Genomic DNA, 17,669 nt, shown 5'->3' with positions numbered 1-17,669 from the left:
GACTGCTGTCCTACCGGGAGCTTCGTCCTATCTGGAGCAGCGACACGCCGCTGAGCGCCTGCTCAGGAGCCCTTGATCACGATGAAAATGGCTCACTGATTCCCGCCTTGAATCAACGCGACCGGTAAGCGTCGGCGCGGTGCTCGATGGCCGTCACGATCACGACGCGGTCGTCCTCGTCGATCTCGTAGAGGACGCGGTACGTGCCGCGCCTGGCCGACCAGGTGCCTTCGAACGGCGGCAGAGGAAGTCGTTTGCCGACGCGATGCGGGTTGTCGAGGAGGGCGGTGGTGATGAACTCGTAGACGGCGGCGGAGATCTTCTCTGGTAGCCGTCCGGCTAAGGCGCGTGCGGCCGGGCCGGTGACCTGAAGTCGGTAGCGGCCGGGGTCCGGACTGGTCACCTTGCCTGCTTCGATCGCTTTGCCATCAGTGCTGCGAGTTCGTCGGCGTCGAGGACGTCACCGGCTTCGACTGCGGCCTTGGATTCGCCAAGTTGCCGCATGGCCTCGGCACTGGAGAGAACTTCCAGGGTCTCCTCCAATGCGGCGAGGTCGTCCGCGGAAATGAGCACAGCGGCGGCGTGGCCGTGCCTGGTGATCTCTATCCGCTCATGGGTCGAGACCACCTCGTCGATGAGTTCCGAAAGGCGGTTGCGGGCATCAGTGAACGGCACGGCAGTCATGCTCGAAGCATAGGCAGATTCTGGCGCGAAGTCTGTACAGAATTCCGGCCGAGGCCACCGGGCCGTAAGCCGCCCGGTGGCCTGTGATGGCTAGATGGTCTTCGCGACCCCTACCGGGCAGGACATCCCGTTCGGTCCGTGGTTGCAGTAGCCGTTCGGGTTCTTCGTCGGGGCCAGGTACTGCTGGTGGTAGTCCTCGGCGAAGTAGTAGTCGCCGAGCGGGGCGATCTCGGTGGTGATCTCACCCTTGCCGGCCCGGGCCACGATCGGCGCGAACGCGTCCTGGGACGCCTTCGCGGCGGCGAGCTGCTCGTCGGTCGTCGTGTAGATCGCCGAGCGGTACTGGGTGCCCACGTCGTTGCCCTGGCGCATGCCCTGGGTCGGGTCGTGGTTCTCCCAGAAGACCTTGAGCAGATCCTCGTAGGCGATCTTCGACGGGTCGTAGACCACCTGGACCACCTCGGCGTGCCCGGTCATGCCCGAGCAGACCTCCTCGTACGTCGGGTTGGTGGTGTAGCCGCCCGCGTAACCGGCGGACGTGGTGATCACGCCGGGGAGGGTCCAGAACAGCCGCTCGGCGCCCCAGAAGCAGCCCATGCCGAAGACGGCGACCTGCGCGCCCTCGGGGAACGGGCCCTTCAGCGAGGCGGGCAGCACCTCGTGCCGGTCGGCGATCGGCATCGCGATCAGGCGGCCCGGCAGAGCTTGGTCAGGAGAGATCATCTCGGCCTTCATGCGGCGGAGGAACACGGTGGGACTCCTCTCGTGGCTTTCCCAGCGTGTGCAACAGCGCCGGCCCTCGGTTCCTTACCCGCCCGCGCCGCAGTCAGGCCAGCGCCGCCGAGATCCGGCCGGCGAAGTCCGCCGCCTCGGCGTCGTCGGCGTACCGGGTGCGCGGCCAGAAGAAGCCGCGCAGCCCGTCGCCCCTGGTCCGGGGCACCACGTGGGTGTGCAGGTGCGGTACGGACTGCGACACCCGGTTGTTCATCGCCACGAACGTCCCACCGGCATCCAGACCGGTCTCCACCGCCACGGCGATCCGCTGCACCAGCCGGAAGTAGCCCGGCAGCGCGTCGCCCGGCAGGTCGGGCAGGGTGACCAGGTGGGTGCGGGGCACCACGAGCACGTGGCCCTTGAACACCGGCCGGGTGTCGAGGAACGCGACCCCGTCCGGCTCGTCGGTCACCCGGAAGGCCGGCACCTCACCCGCCACGATCCCGCAGAACACGCACCCGCTCATCCGGGCAGGGTATGCCCGTCCGGGCCGCCGCGCGCGGCGGCCCGGACGGGCGCACCGCCCCCACGGCACCCAGCGAGTGTGGTAACTATTCACAGGTCTGGATCAGCACGCTCGGGGGCGATGGTGCTGACGCGCGACGGGACCGGCCCGGTCCCCGTCCGGTGTGCTCGCCGACCCGCCTCCGAAGGCGTTCCGGCACCCCACCCGGCCGTGGCCACCGCCGCGGTCGACCTCGTGAAGGGAACACCCTTGCGCCTCGACAGACGCCTCGCGCTGGCCATGGCCGCGCTCACCGGCACGCTGCTCGCCGCCGTACCCGGCGTGTCCGCCTCCGCCGCGGCCGCGCCCCGGGCCGTACCCCTGCCGATCGCCGACGCCGCCGACGTCGTCGCGACCGGCGACCGGATCTTCGTCAGCGGCGGCCGGAACTCCACCGACGTGGTGGTGACCGCGGCGAACGGCGACCTGGTCAGCACTCTGTCCGGCCTGCCCGGCCCGACCGACCTCCAGCTCAGCGCGGACCGGCAGACGCTCTACGTGGCGTTGCCGTCGGCGAACGCGATCGCGGCGGTGAACACCGGCACGCTCACCGAGTTCGCCCGCTTCGACACCGGCGCGGCCGGCTGTCCCTCCTCGCTCGCGCTGACCGGTCGCTTCCTGTGGTTCGGCTACGGCTGCGGCGGGTGGGACGGCAACATCGGCCGGCTCGACCTGGGCCGTCAGCCGGCCGTCCTGACCACCGGCCTGGCCCGGGAGAGCTACTACGGCGCACCGTTCGTGACCGCCGCCCAGCAGAACCGCACCGTGCTGCTGGCAGGACAGCCGGGGGTCAGCCCGGCGTCGGTCGACGCCTACGGCATCGGCACCGGCGGCGCGCTCAGCTTCCTGCGGACGAACGACTTCATGGCAGTCGGCAGCAACCTGCGGGACATCGCCCTGAACCCCGCGGGCGACACCGTCTACACCGCTTCCGGCGCTCCGTACGAGGTGCAGGCGTTCCCGTTCGCCGCCATCACCGCCCCGACGGCGACGTTCCGGACCGGCGCCTACCCCAACGCGGTCGAGCTGACCCGGGACGGCACCCGGGTGGCCGGCGGCGCCGACGCCTCCTACGACCCGGACGTGTTCGTGTTCGGGCTGGACGGCACCGAGCAGGCCCGGTTCGAGCTGGGCGCGGACCTCGTACCCGGAGGGCTGGCCTGGTCTCCCAACGGCGCCCGGCTCTACGCGATCACCTCGGACTGGACCGGCGCCCGGCCGGCCATCCTGCACGTGCTGCCGGTGCCGGCGGCCTGACCGTCCCGCGCCGCTCCCGCCGCCGGGTGGGGGCGGCGCGGCACCCCTGACGGGGACATCACGTACCGGGGCCAGCCGCAGGGACTAGCCTTCCGGGCATGAGCCACGGCTTCGAGACACTCGCCATCCACGCCGGCCAGGACCCGGAGGCCCGCACCGGCGCGGTGATTCCGCCGATCTACCAGACCAGCACGTACGCCCAGGACGCCGTCGGCGCGCCCCGCGAGGGCTACGAGTACAGCCGCTCCGGCAACCCCACCCGGGACGCGCTCCAGGAGTGCCTTGCCGCGCTGGAGGGTGGCCCGGTGGCGCTCGCCTTCGCCAGCGGCCTCGCCGCCGAGGACACGCTGCTGCGGACCGTCTGCAAGCCGGGCGACCACGTGGTGATCCCGGACGACGCGTACGGCGGCACCTACCGGCTGTTCGCCAAGGTGGCCGAGCGCTGGGGTCTGGCGTACACCCCGGCGAAGGTCTCCGACCCGGACGCCGTGCGGGCCGCGATCCGCCCGGGCGCCACCCGGATCGTCTGGGTGGAGACGCCGACGAACCCGCTGCTCGGCATCGCCGACATCGCGGCGCTGGCCGCGGTGGCGCACGACGCGGGCGCGCTGCTGGTGGTCGACAACACGTTCGCCTCGCCGTACCTCCAGCAGCCGATCGCGTTCGGCGCGGACGTGGTGGTGCACTCCACCACCAAGTACGTCGGCGGACACTCCGACGTGGTCGGCGGCGCGCTCGTCGCGGCGGACCGCGCGCTCGGCGAGGAGCTGCGCTACCACCAGAACGCGATGGGCGCGGTCAACGGCCCGTTCGACGCCTGGCTCACGCTGCGCGGCATCAAGACCCTCGGGGTACGGATGGACCGGCACTGCGACAACGCCGAGCGGATCGCGGCCTACCTGGACAAGCACGCCAAGGTCGCCCAGGTCCTCTACCCGGGCCTGCCGTCGCACCCGGGCCACGAGGTGGCCGCCAAGCAGATGCGCCGCTTCGGCGGCATGATCTCGTTCCGCGCGGCGGGCGGCGAGGAGCACGCCGTGGAGATCTGCAACCGGGCCCGGCTGTTCGTGCTCGCCGAGTCGCTCGGCGGCGTCGAGTCCCTGATCGAGCACCCGGGCCGGATGACACACGCGAGCGCTGTCGGCTCGCCGCTTGAAGTTCCCGCCGATCTCGTGCGACTGTCTGTCGGCATCGAAACGGTCGACGACCTGCTCGCCGATCTGGAGCAGGCCCTGGGCTGACCGCTGGCTGGGGAGGGTGGCAGTGCCGGAGATCTTGCCGACGAGCTGGGTCGGGACGACCGCGAAACAGATCGCCCGGGCGGTCCGCCGTGGCGACGTGTCCGCCACCCAGGTCGTCGCCGACCATCTGGACCACGTCGACCGCGTCGACGGTGAGCTGGGCGCGTTCCGCACCGTACGCGGCGGCGAGGCGATCACCGAGGCGGAGAAGGTCGACGAGCAGGAGGAACTGGCGAACCTGCCGCTTGCCGGAGTGCCGGTGGCGGTCAAGGAGAACACGCCGGTGGCCGGCCTGCCCACCTGGAACGGGTCGGCCGCGATGCGTACCGAGGTGGCGGAGGCCGACCACGAGGTGGTCCGGCGGCTGCGCGGCGCGGGCGCGGTCATCCTCGGTGTGACCCGGATGCCGGAGCTGGGCCTGTGGGCCCTCACCGACGACGACACCGGAGTGACCCGCAACCCGTGGGACAAGGCGCGTACCCCCGGCGGCTCGTCCGGCGGCGCGGCCGCCGCGGTGGCCGCCGGGCTGGTGCCGATGGCCCACGGCAACGACGGCCTCGGTTCGATCCGCATCCCGGCGGCCTGCTGCGGCCTCGTCGGGCTCAAGCCCGGCCGGGGCGTGGTGCCGTGCCAGCTCGGCGCGGACGACTGGTTCGGCCTCACCGAGCACGGCATGCTGACCAGCACGGTCGCCGACGCGGTGGTCGGCTTCTCGGTGCTGGCCGGGCGCCGGCCGGACAAGCTGGTCCCGCCGGCGCGGCTGCGGGTGGGCGTCTCGCTGCGCTCCCCGGTACGCGGCGTCTCGCCGGACGCGCCGAACCGGGACGCGGTCGCCGCCGCCGGCCGGCTGCTGGCCGCCGCCGGCCACGACACGGTGCCCACCGACCCGGTCTACCCGACCCGGCTCGGCCTGCAGGGCATCGCCACCTGGTTCGCGGCCGCCGCCGCCGACGTGCGCGCCGCCGGGGTGGCGCCGCGTCAGCTCCAGCGGCGCAGCCGCCGGCACGTCACGCTCGGCGAGTGGGCGCAGCGCCGGGGGTACGTGCGGGAGGCCGACCGGGCCGCCTGGCGCGAACGGTCGGTGAACTTCTTCGCCGACAACTCGATCGACCTGCTGCTCACCCCGGCGCTGGCTGGGCCGCCGCCGGAGGCCGTCGGGTGGTCCGGCCGCTCCTGGCTGGCGAACATGTCGGCGAACATCAGGTACGCCCCGTACGCGGCGCCGTGGAACATCGCCGGGCTGCCCGCGATCGTGGTGCCGGTCGGCCGCCGCCCGGACGGCCTGCCGGTGGGCGTGCAGTTCGTCGGTCCGCCCGGCTCCGAACTGCTGCTGCTCGGCGTGGCCGGCCAGTTCGAGATGCAGGCGCCGTGGGCCCGGCACGCGCCCGGCTATCCCCGTGTCGGAACGGGGTCACCGGCCACCGCCTGATCGTCTAGCGTGTGCGGACCCCTGTCGCACACCACCTCGGACGGTCCCCGATGCACTGCCAGACCTGCGGGGACGCCACGTCCCCGGCCTATGAGGAGTGCCAGCGCTGCGGCACCCGCGTCGGTCAGCCCGCCGTTACCCCCGGCGCGCCCACGTACGGCGTACGCGGCCTGGCCGTGGCCAGCGCGTTCGCGGTCGGCGCCGCCACCCTCTGCTACCTGCTGACGGTCCTGTCCCCGCTGGTGGGGGTGCGGATGGCCCGCTCGGCCGCCGAGCAGCTCGACCGGGACGTGCTGCTCGGTGCGGTGCTGGCCGAGGTGCTGATCACCCTGCCCTACCTGCTCGCCCTCCTGACCGCGGGGACACTCGTGGTGATCTGGACCTGGCGGACCCGCAAGAACCTGGACGCCTTCCCGGGCGCGGTGCCGAACCTCAGCCCGGCGTGGGCGATCGCCGGCTGGCTTGTGCCGCTGGTCAACCTCGTCGTACCGGCCCGGGTGCTCGCCGACCTGCTCCGCAACAGCGTCTGGCGGCGCCGCCAGTCGTGGCTGGTCGGGGTGTGGTGGGTGAGCTGGCTGGTGTTCCTGATCGGTGACCGGTTCGTCGCCCGGGCCGAGCAGCAGCGCTACGACCGGCTGACCGAGCTGCCCCGCAACGACGTGGAGTTCGGCACGTACGTGCGCTTCTACGAGCAGGCGCTCGCGCCCCGGCTGGTGCCGGCGGTGGCCTGCCTGGTCGCCGGCATCGCGTTCATCGTGCTGATCCGCCGGATCTCGTCCGCCCAGCAGGACCGGCTCGCGCGGGCCGTGCCGGCGTGGCCCGGTCAGCAGGCGTGGCCGGGGCACCCGGGCTGGGCCGCTCCCGTCGCGCCGGTGCCGCCCGCGCCGTCGGCCACGTCGACGCAAATCCCACCGGGTCCGGGTGGCACGATCGGGGCATGACGGAACTGGTCGGCCTCGCCGACGTGCAGGCCGCGCGGGAGCTGATCGCCGGTGTCACCCGTACCACCCCGCTGGAGCCGTCCCGGCCGCTCAGCGCCGCGCTCGGCGGGCCGGTCTGGCTCAAGTGCGAGAACCTGCAACGCGCCGGGTCGTACAAGGTGCGCGGCGCGTACGTGCGGATCTCCCGGCTCTCGGCCGAGGAGCGGTCCCGCGGCGTGGTGGCGGCGAGCGCCGGCAACCACGCCCAGGGGGTGGCGCTCGCCGCCGGGCTGGTCGGCGCGCACGCCACCGTCTTCATGCCGGTCAACGCGCCGCTGCCGAAGGTCGCCGCCACGAAGGGGTACGGCGCGCACGTCGAGCTGGTCGGCAACACGGTCGACGAGTCGCTCGTCGCGGCGCAGACGTTCGCGGAGCGGACCGGTGCGGTGTTCATCCACCCGTTCGACCACGCGGACGTGATCGCCGGGCAGGGCACCGTGGCGCTGGAGATCCTCGAACAGTGCCCGGACGTGCGCACCATCGTGACCGGGGTGGGCGGTGGCGGGCTGGTCTCCGGGATGGCGGTGGCGGCCAAGGCGCTGCGTCCCGACGTACGCGTGATCGGGGTCCAGGCGGCGAGCGCCGCCGCCTTTCCGCCCTCGCTGCGGGCCGGCGAGCCGGTACGGCTGCCCTCGTTCGCGACGATCGCCGACGGGATCGCCGTCGGCCGTCCGGGCGAGCTGACCTTCACGCACGTCCGCAAGTTCGTCGACGAGGTTGTCACGGTCTCCGAGGAGGACATCTCCCGGGCGCTGCTGATGCTGCTGGAACGCGGCAAGCAGGTCGTCGAGCCCGCCGGCGCGGTCGGCGTGGCGGCGCTGCTGGCCGGCGCGGTGGAGGTGACCACGCCGGTGGTCGCGGTGCTCTCCGGCGGCAACATCGACCCGCTGCTCATGCTCCGGGTGATCGAGCACGGCCTGGCGGCGGCCGGCCGTTTCCTGCGGATCACGGTGCGCTGCACGGACCGGCCCGGCCAGCTCGCCTCCCTGCTCGGCGAGATCGCCGAGCACCGCGCCAACGTGGTGGACGTGGTGCACCAGCGCGCCAACCCGCACCTGCGCCTCGGCGAGGTGGAGGTGGCCCTGTCCGTGGAGACCCGCGGGGTGGAGCACTCGGACACGCTGATCAGCGCGTTGCGGGCCAGCGGCTACCAGGTGGTCTTCACCGGCGAGGGCTGAGTCCTCGGCGAAACGCGAGGCGCACGGCGGAACGCGAACGCCCCGGCCGGATGATCCGGTCGGGGCGTTCGGGTGTGCGGCTCGGGTCCGAGGAGGGCCTGTCAGCCTCGGTCGGGTTCGGGACCCGAGCCATCCGGCGCGGGTCCGGAAGGGTCAGCCGCTGTACGGCTCGAAGGAGACGATGGTCACCTTGATATCGGCGCCGCTGGGCGCGGTGTAGGTGCAGGTCTGCCCCGCCTTGCCGCCGAGGATGGCCTTGCCGAGCGCGGACTCGGGGCTGTAGACCGTGAGGTCGGTGGTGGCGGCGATCTCCCGGGAGCCGAGCAGGAACGTCTCGCTGTCGTCGGCGTCGTCGTCGAAGTAGATCTTCACGACCATGCCCGGCGACACCGCGTCGGTGTCCGGAGCCTCACCGACCTTGGCGGTGCGCAGCAGCTCCTTGAGGTAGAGGATGCGGCCCTCGGCCTTGCCCTGCTCCTCGCGGGCGGCGTGGTAGCCACCGTTCTCCCGCAGGTCGCCCTCCTCGCGCCGGGCGTTGATCTCGGCGGCGATGACCGGCCGGTTGGCGATCAGCTCGTCGAGCTCGGCCTGCAGACGGTCGTAGGCGTCCTGGGACAGCCAGGTGGCGGGCGCCTTGTTTCCATGTGTGGACACAGGCGATCTCCTCGATTGGTGCGGACTGGCTGACAGGTGAACTTGCAAGGCTACCAGTGCGGTACACGTCGAGGTGTGATCAATCACCCCGGGTGGCGGCGGGCCGGGGTGTGGCTGCCGGCGACTCGCCGGCGGTCCGGGTCAGCCGGCCGGCCGGCAGCGCAGGACCTCGCCGATGAACGGCCGGGCGCTCGTGGGCACCTCCTGCCGGGTACGGATGTGGCGCTGGCCGGGCTCCGCCGTCACGGTGACTTCCGCGCTGCCCACCTGGGCCCCGTCGTGGGAGCGGGCCCGCAGCAGACAGGTGGCCGAACCGCCCGGCGGCACGGTGACCCGGAAGTCGACCATCACCCGGGAGTCGGTGATGTCGGAGTAACTGATCATCTCGCCCTGGTACTCCGGGTCGCCGTACTGGTAGTAGAGCTTCGCCGCGCCGAGCCCGAGGACTGCCAGCAGAACCGTGACGGTCAGGGCGAGCAGGAGCGGCCGGCGGCGTCCCGGCTCCCGGCGGCGGCCGTAGCGGCCCGGCGGGAAGGCCGGGGCCTCCGCGGCGACTGTGGCGTGCGTCTCGCTCACCGGCGGCTGTCTCCTGGCGTTGTTGTCGGCGGCATCGGCAAGAATGGCTAGGTCCATCTTCCCAGCCCGGCGCTGAGTCAAGGATGGCAGGTCGGCTTGGACCGGCGGGCGTGGCCCTGGCCACTCCGGTGGCGGCCCCCGACCGGCCGTCACGGGGGCTTTCGCGGGCGCGGGGGAAGATTCCGGCAGGTCAGCCGCCCGGCCCGGGTCGGTCGGCGGGCACAGACGAGGAGCGCCGAAGGTGGCAGAGAAGCTGCGTCTCATGGCGGTGCACGCCCATCCCGACGACGAGTCGAGCAAGGGTGCGGCCACCATGGCGAAATACGTCGCCGAGGGGGTGGACGTCCTGGTCGTCACCGCGACCGGTGGCGAGCGGGGCAGTGTGCTCAACCCCAAGATGGACCGCCCCGACGTCTGGGCGAACATCGGTGACATCCGGCGGGCCGAGATGGACGCGGCCCGGGCCGTCCTCGGCGTCGAGCAGGCGTGGCTCGGCTTCGTCGACTCCGGGCTGCCCGAGGGCGACCCGCTGCCGCCGCTGCCGGAGGGCTGCTTCGCGCTCCAGGACGTGGACGTCGCCGCAGCGCCGCTGGTGCGCCTGATGCGGCAGTTCCGCCCGCACGTCGTCACCACGTACGACGAGGAGGGCGGCTACCCGCACCCGGACCACATCATGACCCACAAGGTCACCGTGGCGGCGTTCGACGCGGCCGGTGACCCGGATCGCCACCCCGAGCTGGGCGAGCCGTGGCAGCCGCTGAAGCTCTACTACGACGTGGGCTTCTCCCGCGCCAAGATCATGAGCCTGCACGAGGCGGTGCTCGCCGCCGGGCTCGAATCGCCGTACGGCGACTGGATGAAGCGGTGGGACGAGCGCCCCGACAAGGGCGCCCGGATCACCACCCGGGTCGAGTGCGCCGACTACTTCACGGTCCGCGACGACGCGCTGCGCGCGCACGCCACCCAGATCGACCCGGACGGCTTCTGGTTCCAGGTGCCGATGGAGCTGCAGCAGCGCGCCTGGCCGACGGAGGACTTCCAACTCGCCCGGTCACTGGTCGACAGCCCGCTGCCCGAGTCCGACCTGTTCGCGGGCGTACGGGAGGCGTGCCGTGCCCACTGACCTGGTCGGGGTCTACCCTGGTGCGCAGCCGCACATCGGAGGAACACCATGCTGACCACCGTCGAGGTGCTCGCGCAGAACAACTTCGGTGACACCCGCACGGGTGGTCTGGCCGGTCCGATGGGCCTCTTCCTCATCGTCGCGCTGGCCACCGTCACCGTCCTGCTGATCCGCAACATGAACGCCCGGCTGCGCCGGCTGCCCGACCGCTTCCCGCAGCAGGGCGGCCCGGGACGGGCCGATTCCGCAGTCGTCGATCCGACAGACGGGCTCGTCGAGCAGGATTCACCCACGAACGCGTCAACCGGCTCCGAGCAGCGCCGCAACAGCTGAACACCGCGTGAATCACGTCGAAGCCGGTCGTCGCCCTCTGTTGCGACCACCGGCTTTGGCTTAGCCTTCCGCCGGGGGGACCGTCAGGCCCCGGGACCCTGTGCGGAAGGGGTACGCCGATGTCGATGGCAGCACCGGCCCCCGACCATGCCCAGGCGCCCGGCCACGCCCCGGCCCGACCCGTCGACGGGGCGGCCCCGTGACCACCGAGCCGGTCGGCCGTTCCCCCGACCGGATCGGCCTGCGCGGGACACCGACGGGCGTGGTCCTGCTCACCGTCGCGGTCGCGCTGACCGGTCTGCTCGCCGCCGTACTCGGCCTCACCGTCCCGTCGCACCTGCCGGCCGGTCATCCACTGCCGGGTCCGGCGCGGTTCGGCATCGCCGTCGCCGCGTTCGCGGTGGCCCAGCTCGCCCGGCTGCGCTTCCGCAGCGCTTCGGGCATGGTGAGCATCACCTGGGGTGAGGCCGCGCTGGTGGTCTGCCTCTGGCTGGTGCCGGCCGGCTGGCTCCCGGCTGCGGCCCTGCTCGGCGTGGGCGCCGCCTGGACCGTGATGTCAGTGGTCTCCGACCGCCGTCCCGCCCTGGAACTGGTGGGGATCGCCGGTTCGCTCACCGCCGCCACCGCGCTCGCCGCGGCAGTGGCCACCGCACTCGGCGCGCCGCTGCTCGCCGCGCCCACCCCGGAGCTGGCGCTCACGCTCACCGCCGCCGCGGTGACCTACCTGCTGACCACCGCCTTCCTGGGCGCCGTCGTGCTCGCCCTGCGGCACGGCATCGCCATCGGCCCGCCGCTGCTCGCCGCGCTGCACGGCAAGCTGCTCATGTTCGTCGGCAACGTGGCGGTCGGCCTGGTGGTCGTCGCGCTGCTCGAACTCGACGCGCGCTGGCTGCTGCTCCTGCCGCCGCCGCTCTGGCTGCTCCAGCAGACCTACCGCCACCGGCTCCGGGCCGACCAGGAACGGCGTACCTGGCGGGCGTTCGCCGAGGCCACCGCCGCACTCAACCAGCTCGACGAGCGCGGCGTGGCGACCGCCGCGGTGACCGGCGCGCTCACCCTGTTCGGCGCGGAACTGGTCGAGGTCGACGTGGTCCGGGGAGAGGGGCGCTGGCGCCGCTACCGGGCCGACCGCGGCGGCCAGGTACGCGACCGGGAGGTGGAACCGTCGGCCGGCGTCGGCGTGGGGGAGCACGAACTGGTGCGGCGCCTCGCGGTGGGGTCGGCCGAGGTCGGCCGCCTGCGGGTGCGGTTCGCCCGGTCCGCCCCGCCGAGCGCGCGGGAACGCGACGGCGTGGCCGCCTTCGGGGACGCCCTGGCCGCCGCGCTGCACGACGCCGCCACGCACCGCGAGCTGCGGCTGGTCACCGCCCGTTCGTCGTACGACGCGGTGCACGACCAGCTCACCGGCCTGCTCAACCGGGCCGCCCTGCTCGCAAAGGGCGACCAGGCGCTGCGGCAGCGCGCACACGACCACCCGGTGGCCCTGCTGCTGCTCGACGTGAACCAGTTCAAGGAGGTCAACGACACGCTGGGGCACTCGGCGGGCGACCAGTTGCTGCGGCTCACCTCCAACCGGCTCGCCGCGCTGACCCGGCCGGGCGACCTGCTCGGGCGCCTCGGCGGCGACGAGTTCGCCCTGCTGCTCACCTCGGTTCCGCTGGTCGAGGACCGCGCGGCCCCGCTGGCGTACGCGCTGCGTCAGGCCCGGGAGGTCGCCGAGCGTCTCGCCGCACCGACCGAGGTGGCCGGGGTGCGCATGTCCGTCGAGGTGGCGGTGGGCGTGGTGGTGGCCGACGCGGGCGCGGCCGACCTGACCGAGCTGTTGCGGCGGGCGGACATCGCCATGTACCAGGCGAAGGAGGGCGGCGGCAGCGTCGCCGCGTACGACAGCTCGCGCGACGCGGCGAGCACCGACCACCTGGCGTTGCTCGCGGAGATGCGGGAGGCGCTGGCCGCCGACGACCAGCTGGTGCTGGCGTTGCAGCCGGCGGTGGACCTGGCGACCGGCGCGCCGACCGGGGTGGAGGCGCTGATCCGGTGGCGGCATCCGCGCCGGGGCTGGCTCGGCCCGGCCGACTTCATCCGCCCGGTGGAGAACAGCGAGCAGCTCGGCAGCTTCACCCGGTACGTGCTGGACAAGGCTCTGGCGGTCGCCTCCGGATGGGCGCGGGACGGGCTGGACGTGCCGATCTCGGTGAACCTGTCCGCGCGCAGCCTGCTCGACCCGCGGCTGCCGGCCGAGATCGAGGAGGCGCTGCGCCGCCACCAGGTGCCGCCGCACCGGCTCGTCCTGGAGATCACCGAGACGGTGGTGATGAGCGAGCTGGAGGTCATCGACGAGGTGCTGGCCACGCTGCGCACCATGGGCGTGCAGCTCGCCGTGGACGACTTCGGCACCGGGTTCTCGTCGCTGACGTTCCTCACCCGGATCGCCGTCGACGAGTTGAAGGTGGACCGCTCGTTCGTGCTCCGGATGGCCGACTCGCCGGAGGCGGCGGCGATCGTCCGGACCACCGTGGGCCTGGCCCACGAGCTGGGGCTGCGGGTGGTGGCCGAGGGTGTCGAGACCGCCGAGCAGCGCACCGCGCTGGCCGAGCTGGGCTGCACCGCCGCCCAGGGCTACCACTTCTTCAAGCCGATGCCGGCCGACAAGATCGCCGCGGTGCTCGCGTCCCTGCGGGATTCCGCCCGCGGCAACGTCTTCCCGCTGCGCGCCGACGGCGTCTCCTGACCCGGCCGCACCGGCGGCGTCGTCAGGCGATGGTGGATAGGGTCGGGTGGTGAATCGACTCGCCCAGGCCACCTCGCCCTATCTCCTCCAGCACGCCGACAACCCGGTCGACTGGTGGCCGTGGTGCGACGAGGCGTTCGCCGAGGCGAAGCGGCGCGACGTGCCGGTGCTGATCTCGGTCGGCTACGCGGCCTGCCACTGGTGTCACGTGATGGCCCACGAGTCGTTCGAGAACGAGGCAGTGGCCGGGCTGATGAACGACGACTTCGTCTGCGTCAAGGTCGACCGGGAGGAGCGCCCCGACGTCGACGCGGTCTACATGACCGCCACCCAGGCGATGACCGGGCAGGGCGGCTGGCCGATGACCGTCTTCGCCACGCCGGACGGCACGCCGTTCTTCTGCGGCACGTACTTCCCCCGGGCCAACTTCATCCGCCTGCTCGGCTCGGTCGCCACCGCCTGGCGCGACCAGCGCGAGGCGGTGCTGCGGCAGGGCGCCGCCGTGGTCGAGGCGATCGGCGGCGCGCAGGCCGTCGGCGGCGTGACCGCCCCGCTCACCGCCGAACTGCTCGACGCCGCGGCCGGTCAGCTCGCCCGGGAGTACGACGAGACGAACGGCGGTTTCGGCGGCGCGCCGAAGTTCCCGCCGCACATGAACCTGCTCTTCCTGCTCCGGCACCACCAGCGCACCGGCTCGGCGCGCAGCCTGGAGATCGTCCGGCACACCTGCGAGGCGATGGCTCGCGGCGGTCTCAACGACCAGCTCGCCGGCGGCTTCGCCCGCTATTCGGTGGACGGCCACTGGACCGTGCCGCACTTCGAGAAGATGCTCTACGACAACGCGCTGCTGCTGCGGGTCTACACCCAGCTCTGGCGGCTCACCGGCGACCGGCTGGCCCGCCGGGTGGCCCGCGACACCGCCCGGTTCCTCGCCGACGAGCTGCACCGCGCCGGTGAGGGCTTCGCCTCGGCGCTGGACGCGGACACCGACGGCGTCGAGGGGCTCACCTATGCCTGGACGCCCGACCAGCTCATCGAGGTGCTGGGGGAGGCCGACGGCCGGTTCGCCGCGGACCTGTTCGGCGTCACCACCGACGGCACGTTCGAGCACGGCACCAGCGTGCTGCGGCTGGCGCGGGACGTCGACGACGCCGACCCGGCGGTGCGGGCCCGCTGGCAGGACGTGGTGGGCCGGCTGCTGGCCGCCCGCGACACCCGGCCCCAGCCGGCCCGCGACGACAAGGTGGTGGCCGCCTGGAACGGGCTCGCGATCACCGCCATCGCCGAATTCCAGCAGGTCGCGGCGCTCCTCGTGTCGCCCGACGACGAGGACGCGAACCTGATGGACGGCGTGCTTATCGTCTCCGACGGCGCGATGCGGGACGCCGCCGAGCACCTGGCCACCGTGCATCTCGTGGACGGGCGGCTGCGGCGGGTCTCCCGGGACAAGGTCGTGGGTCAGCCGGCGGGGGTGCTGGAGGACTACGGCTGCGTCGCCGAGGCGTTCTGCGCGATGCATCAGCTCACCGGCGAGGGGCGGTGGCTGACACTGGCCGGTGAGCTGCTCGACGTGGCGCTGGCCCGGTTCGCCGGGCCCGAGGGTGCCTTCTACGACACCGCCGACGACGCCGAGCGCCTGGTCACCCGGCCCGCCGACCCGACCGACAACGCGACACCGTCGGGCCGCTCGGCGATCGTCGCGGCGCTCGTGGCGTACGCGGCGCTGACCGGGGAGACGCGCTACCGGGAGGCGGCCGAGAAGACGCTGTCGACAGTCGCGCCGATCGTCGACCGGCACGCCCGGTTCACCGGGTACGCGGCCACCGTCGGGGAGGCGCTGCTGTCCGGGCCGTACGAGATCGCGGTGGCGACCGGCGACCCGGAGGGCGACCCGCTGGTGGCCGCCGCCCGGCGGCACGCCCCGCCCGGCGCGGTGGTGGTGGCCGGCGCACCGGACCAGCCCGGTGTGCCGCTGCTGGCCGGGCGGCCGTTCGTGGACGGGAAGCCCGCCGCGTACGTCTGCCGGGGCTTCGTCTGTCAGCGCCCGGTGACCGGCGTCGAGGAGCTGATCGCGCAGCTCGGCTGAGCCGAGTGGGGGGCCGGTACGCCCTCACGGTCCGGCCCGGCATCGGCCCTTATAGGCTGGCGGCGCTATGGACTCCCGTACCGGTCTCCCCGTCGTGGGCATGGTGGGTGGCGGCCAACTCGCCCGGATGACCCACCAGGCCGCCATCGCTCTCGGCCAGTCGCTTCGCGTGCTGGCGCTCGCCCCGGACGACGGCGCGGCGCTGGTCGCCGCCGACGTCCAGTACGGCGACCACACCGACCTGGCCGCGCTGCGCACGTTCGCCAAGGGCTGTGACGTGGTCACCTTCGACCACGAGCACGTCCCGAACGAGCACATCCGCACCCTGACCGACGAGGGTGTGAAGCTGTTCCCGCCGGCTGACGCGCTGGTGCACGCGCAGGACAAGCGGGTGATGCGGGAACGGCTCGGCGAGCTGGGCGCACCGAACCCCGCCTGGCGTCCGGTGGAGTCTCCGGCCGACCTGATCGCCTTCGGCGAGGAGACCGGCTGGCCGGTGGTGCTCAAGGCCGCCCGGGGCGGCTACGACGGTCGGGGCGTCTGGATGGTCGACGACGCCGGTCAGGCCGGTGAGCTGGCCGCCACGCTGCTCGCCGGTGGCACGCCGCTGCTGGTGGAGGAGCGGGTGGCGCTGCGCCGGGAGTTGGCCGTACAGGTCGCGCGGTCGCCGTTCGGGCAGGTCGCCGCCTACCCGGTGGTGGAGACGGTGCAGCGCGACGGCATCTGCGTCGAGGTGCTGGCGCCCGCGCCCGACCTGCCCGAGGAGCAGGCCGTCGCCGCGCAGCAGCTCGCCATCGACCTCGCCACCGCACTCGGTGTGGTGGGCCTGCTCGCGGTGGAGCTGTTCGACACGCCGTCCGGGCTGGTCGTCAACGAGCTGGCGATGCGACCGCACAACTCCGGGCACTGGACCATCGAGGGGGCCCGCACCTCGCAGTTCGAGCAGCACCTGCGGGCGGTCCTCGACTACCCGATGGGGGACACCTCGCTGACCGCGCCGGTCGTGGTGATGGCGAACGTGCTCGGCGGCGAGCCGGGCGGCATCTCCGTCGACGAGCGGCTGCACCACCTGTTCGCCGCCGAGCCCGGGGCCAAGGTCCACCTGTACGGCAAGCAGGTCCGCCCGGGCCGCAAGATCGGGCACGTCACGGTGCTCGGGAACGACCTCGACGACGTACGGGCCCGGGCCGCGCGTGCCGCCCGCTGGCTCCAGGAGGGGCAGTGATGAGCACCGTCGGGCTGATCATGGGTAGCGACTCGGACTGGCCGGTCATGCGGGCCGCCGCCGAGGCGCTCGACGAGTTCGGCGTGCCGTACGAGGTGGGTGTGGTCTCGGCGCACCGCACCCCGGTCAAGATGATCGAGTACGGCCGGGCCGCCGCCGGCCGTGGTGTCCAGGTGATCATCGCGGGCGCGGGCGGAGCGGCTCACCTGCCCGGCATGGTCGCCTCGGTCACCCCGCTGCCGGTGATCGGCGTCCCGGTGCCGCTGAAGTACCTGGACGGCATGGACTCGCTGCTGTCCATCGTGCAGATGCCGGCCGGCGTGCCGGTCGCCACCGTGTCGATCGGCAACGCCCGCAACGCCGGCCTGCTCGCGGTACGCATCCTGGGAGCCTCCGACCCGGTGCTGCGCGAGAAGATGGCCGCCTACCAGGCGAGCCTGGAGGACCTGGTCGCCGAGAAGGAAGCCGCGCTGCGCGCCTCCCTGACCTGACCGCGCGGCGCGACGCCACCGGCTGTGGCCGCCGCAGTCGACCGGCTCGGCGGCGGGTCTTCTCACTCTGGGTATTCAGGGCTCTCGGTCACTCAAAGTGGCTGGCCGGGCTGGCGGTTATTTGTGCCTCCGTCGACTTTGCTCTGCCGCCATTGACGCAGCACGGCTCCGACCTGCGGTTCAGGTGATGTCGCAAATTGGAGCGGCGACGGCTCTCGTCACAATGGGTAATCGTTGCGCCCGTGGGTGCAGAGCAAAGGCGGAAGGGAAAGCCGCCCCTGGCGTGGCCCGCCGACACGGATTGTGACTGAGCTGCGCGCGATCGGGCGGGGCGCTGCGGACCCTGGGCGAACCCGAGCCCCCGGGGACATCGCGCCGGCCGGGGTAGGAAGCGAGGCCGGT

General features: G+C 73.0%; 17 protein-coding genes. 11 read left to right on the top strand and 6 right to left on the bottom strand.

The window, feature by feature from the left end:
- Positions 1–112: 112 nt before the first annotated feature.
- The 4 genes from ACFYO8_RS22655 to ACFYO8_RS22640 form a co-directional block, all read right to left on the bottom strand.
- Positions 113–403: a type II toxin-antitoxin system RelE/ParE family toxin gene (locus ACFYO8_RS22655; RefSeq protein WP_387257498.1), complete on the bottom strand. Its 291-nt coding sequence runs from the start codon at positions 401–403 to the stop codon at positions 113–115.
- The gene (locus ACFYO8_RS22650; protein ID WP_387257496.1) at positions 400–684 is read right to left on the bottom strand and encodes a type II toxin-antitoxin system Phd/YefM family antitoxin; all 285 of its coding nucleotides are present in this window, start codon (positions 682–684) and stop codon (positions 400–402) included. Before ACFYO8_RS22650 ends, ACFYO8_RS22655 begins: the two co-directional genes overlap by 4 nt.
- Positions 685–774: 90 nt before the next feature.
- Positions 775–1,434, bottom strand: coding sequence for a peptide-methionine (S)-S-oxide reductase MsrA (gene msrA, locus ACFYO8_RS22645; RefSeq protein ID WP_387257495.1), 660 nt, complete (start codon positions 1,432–1,434; stop codon positions 775–777).
- 76 nt (positions 1,435–1,510) lie between these two features.
- Entirely contained in the window at positions 1,511–1,924 is a 414-nt protein-coding gene (locus ACFYO8_RS22640) for an HIT family protein (protein ID WP_387257493.1), read from the bottom strand.
- 249 nt (positions 1,925–2,173) lie between these two features.
- On the opposite strand from ACFYO8_RS22640, the gene ACFYO8_RS22635 reads away from it, so the two are divergent.
- From ACFYO8_RS22635 to ilvA, 5 genes are all read left to right on the top strand, one after another.
- Positions 2,174–3,220: a YncE family protein gene (locus ACFYO8_RS22635; RefSeq protein ID WP_387257492.1), complete on the top strand. Its 1,047-nt coding sequence runs from the start codon at positions 2,174–2,176 to the stop codon at positions 3,218–3,220.
- A gap of 98 nt (positions 3,221–3,318) precedes the next feature.
- The gene (locus tag ACFYO8_RS22630; RefSeq protein WP_387257491.1) at positions 3,319–4,461 is read left to right on the top strand and encodes a cystathionine gamma-synthase; all 1,143 of its coding nucleotides are present in this window, start codon (positions 3,319–3,321) and stop codon (positions 4,459–4,461) included.
- Between the two features lie 16 nt (positions 4,462–4,477).
- The gene (locus tag ACFYO8_RS22625; RefSeq protein WP_355047162.1) at positions 4,478–5,890 is read left to right on the top strand and encodes an amidase; all 1,413 of its coding nucleotides are present in this window, start codon (positions 4,478–4,480) and stop codon (positions 5,888–5,890) included.
- A gap of 50 nt (positions 5,891–5,940) precedes the next feature.
- Entirely contained in the window at positions 5,941–6,831 is an 891-nt protein-coding gene (locus tag ACFYO8_RS22620) for a DUF4328 domain-containing protein (RefSeq protein ID WP_355047161.1), read from the top strand.
- Positions 6,828–8,048, top strand: coding sequence for a threonine ammonia-lyase (gene ilvA / locus ACFYO8_RS22615; protein WP_355014911.1), 1,221 nt, complete (start codon positions 6,828–6,830; stop codon positions 8,046–8,048). The genes ACFYO8_RS22620 and ilvA overlap by 4 nt, the downstream gene beginning before the upstream one ends.
- A gap of 153 nt (positions 8,049–8,201) precedes the next feature.
- Here ilvA and greA read toward each other — a convergent pair whose 3' ends face one another.
- Both greA and ACFYO8_RS22605 read right to left on the bottom strand, forming a co-directional pair.
- Positions 8,202–8,702, bottom strand: coding sequence for a transcription elongation factor GreA (gene greA, locus ACFYO8_RS22610; RefSeq protein WP_354864991.1), 501 nt, complete (start codon positions 8,700–8,702; stop codon positions 8,202–8,204).
- A gap of 141 nt (positions 8,703–8,843) precedes the next feature.
- The gene (locus tag ACFYO8_RS22605) at positions 8,844–9,278 is read right to left on the bottom strand and encodes a DUF4307 domain-containing protein (protein ID WP_355047160.1); all 435 of its coding nucleotides are present in this window, start codon (positions 9,276–9,278) and stop codon (positions 8,844–8,846) included.
- Positions 9,279–9,519: 241 nt separating this feature from the next.
- Between ACFYO8_RS22605 and mca the strand changes: the two genes are divergently transcribed.
- From mca to purE, 6 genes are all read left to right on the top strand, one after another.
- A complete protein-coding gene (mca, locus tag ACFYO8_RS22600) occupies positions 9,520–10,401 on the top strand; it encodes a mycothiol conjugate amidase Mca (RefSeq protein WP_354864994.1) in 882 nt (293 codons plus the stop codon).
- 48 nt (positions 10,402–10,449) lie between these two features.
- Positions 10,450–10,734, top strand: coding sequence for a hypothetical protein (locus ACFYO8_RS22595; protein WP_354864995.1), 285 nt, complete (start codon positions 10,450–10,452; stop codon positions 10,732–10,734).
- Positions 10,735–10,933: 199 nt separating this feature from the next.
- Complete coding sequence (locus ACFYO8_RS22590; RefSeq protein WP_387187270.1) at positions 10,934–13,465, top strand: putative bifunctional diguanylate cyclase/phosphodiesterase; 2,532 nt, start codon at positions 10,934–10,936, stop codon at positions 13,463–13,465.
- A 49-nt stretch (positions 13,466–13,514) separates the two neighbouring features.
- Positions 13,515–15,551 carry a thioredoxin domain-containing protein gene (locus tag ACFYO8_RS22585; RefSeq protein ID WP_354864997.1) on the top strand — a complete coding sequence of 679 codons (2,037 nt, stop codon included), beginning with the start codon at positions 13,515–13,517 and terminating at the stop codon, positions 15,549–15,551.
- 67 nt (positions 15,552–15,618) lie between these two features.
- Positions 15,619–16,776 carry a 5-(carboxyamino)imidazole ribonucleotide synthase gene (locus tag ACFYO8_RS22580; RefSeq protein WP_354864998.1) on the top strand — a complete coding sequence of 386 codons (1,158 nt, stop codon included), beginning with the start codon at positions 15,619–15,621 and terminating at the stop codon, positions 16,774–16,776.
- The gene (gene purE / locus ACFYO8_RS22575) at positions 16,776–17,267 is read left to right on the top strand and encodes a 5-(carboxyamino)imidazole ribonucleotide mutase (RefSeq protein WP_184682217.1); all 492 of its coding nucleotides are present in this window, start codon (positions 16,776–16,778) and stop codon (positions 17,265–17,267) included. The genes ACFYO8_RS22580 and purE overlap by 1 nt, the downstream gene beginning before the upstream one ends.
- Positions 17,268–17,669: the final 402 nt, after the last annotated feature.

It is taken from the genome of Micromonospora sp. NPDC005257 (assembly GCF_042872445.1).
GTDB lineage: Bacteria > Actinomycetota > Actinomycetes > Mycobacteriales > Micromonosporaceae > Micromonospora.
This window is presented reverse-complemented; position numbering and strand designations above follow the sequence as displayed.

Bases quoted from the DNA above. Each gene is read 5' to 3' on its own strand.
- purE (WP_184682217.1), top strand. From the start codon at position 16,776: ATGAGCACCGTCGGGCTGATCATGGGTAGCGACTCGGACTGGCCGGTC.
- ACFYO8_RS22630 (WP_387257491.1), top strand. From the start codon at position 3,319: ATGAGCCACGGCTTCGAGACACTCGCCATCCACGCCGGCCAGGACCCG.
- ACFYO8_RS22595 (WP_354864995.1), top strand. From the start codon at position 10,450: ATGCTGACCACCGTCGAGGTGCTCGCGCAGAACAACTTCGGTGACACC.
- ilvA (WP_355014911.1), top strand. From the start codon at position 6,828: ATGACGGAACTGGTCGGCCTCGCCGACGTGCAGGCCGCGCGGGAGCTG.
- ACFYO8_RS22620 (WP_355047161.1), top strand. From the start codon at position 5,941: ATGCACTGCCAGACCTGCGGGGACGCCACGTCCCCGGCCTATGAGGAG.
- ACFYO8_RS22650 (WP_387257496.1), bottom strand. From the start codon at position 684: ATGACTGCCGTGCCGTTCACTGATGCCCGCAACCGCCTTTCGGAACTC.
- ACFYO8_RS22640 (WP_387257493.1), bottom strand. From the start codon at position 1,924: ATGAGCGGGTGCGTGTTCTGCGGGATCGTGGCGGGTGAGGTGCCGGCC.
- ACFYO8_RS22580 (WP_354864998.1), top strand. From the start codon at position 15,619: ATGGACTCCCGTACCGGTCTCCCCGTCGTGGGCATGGTGGGTGGCGGC.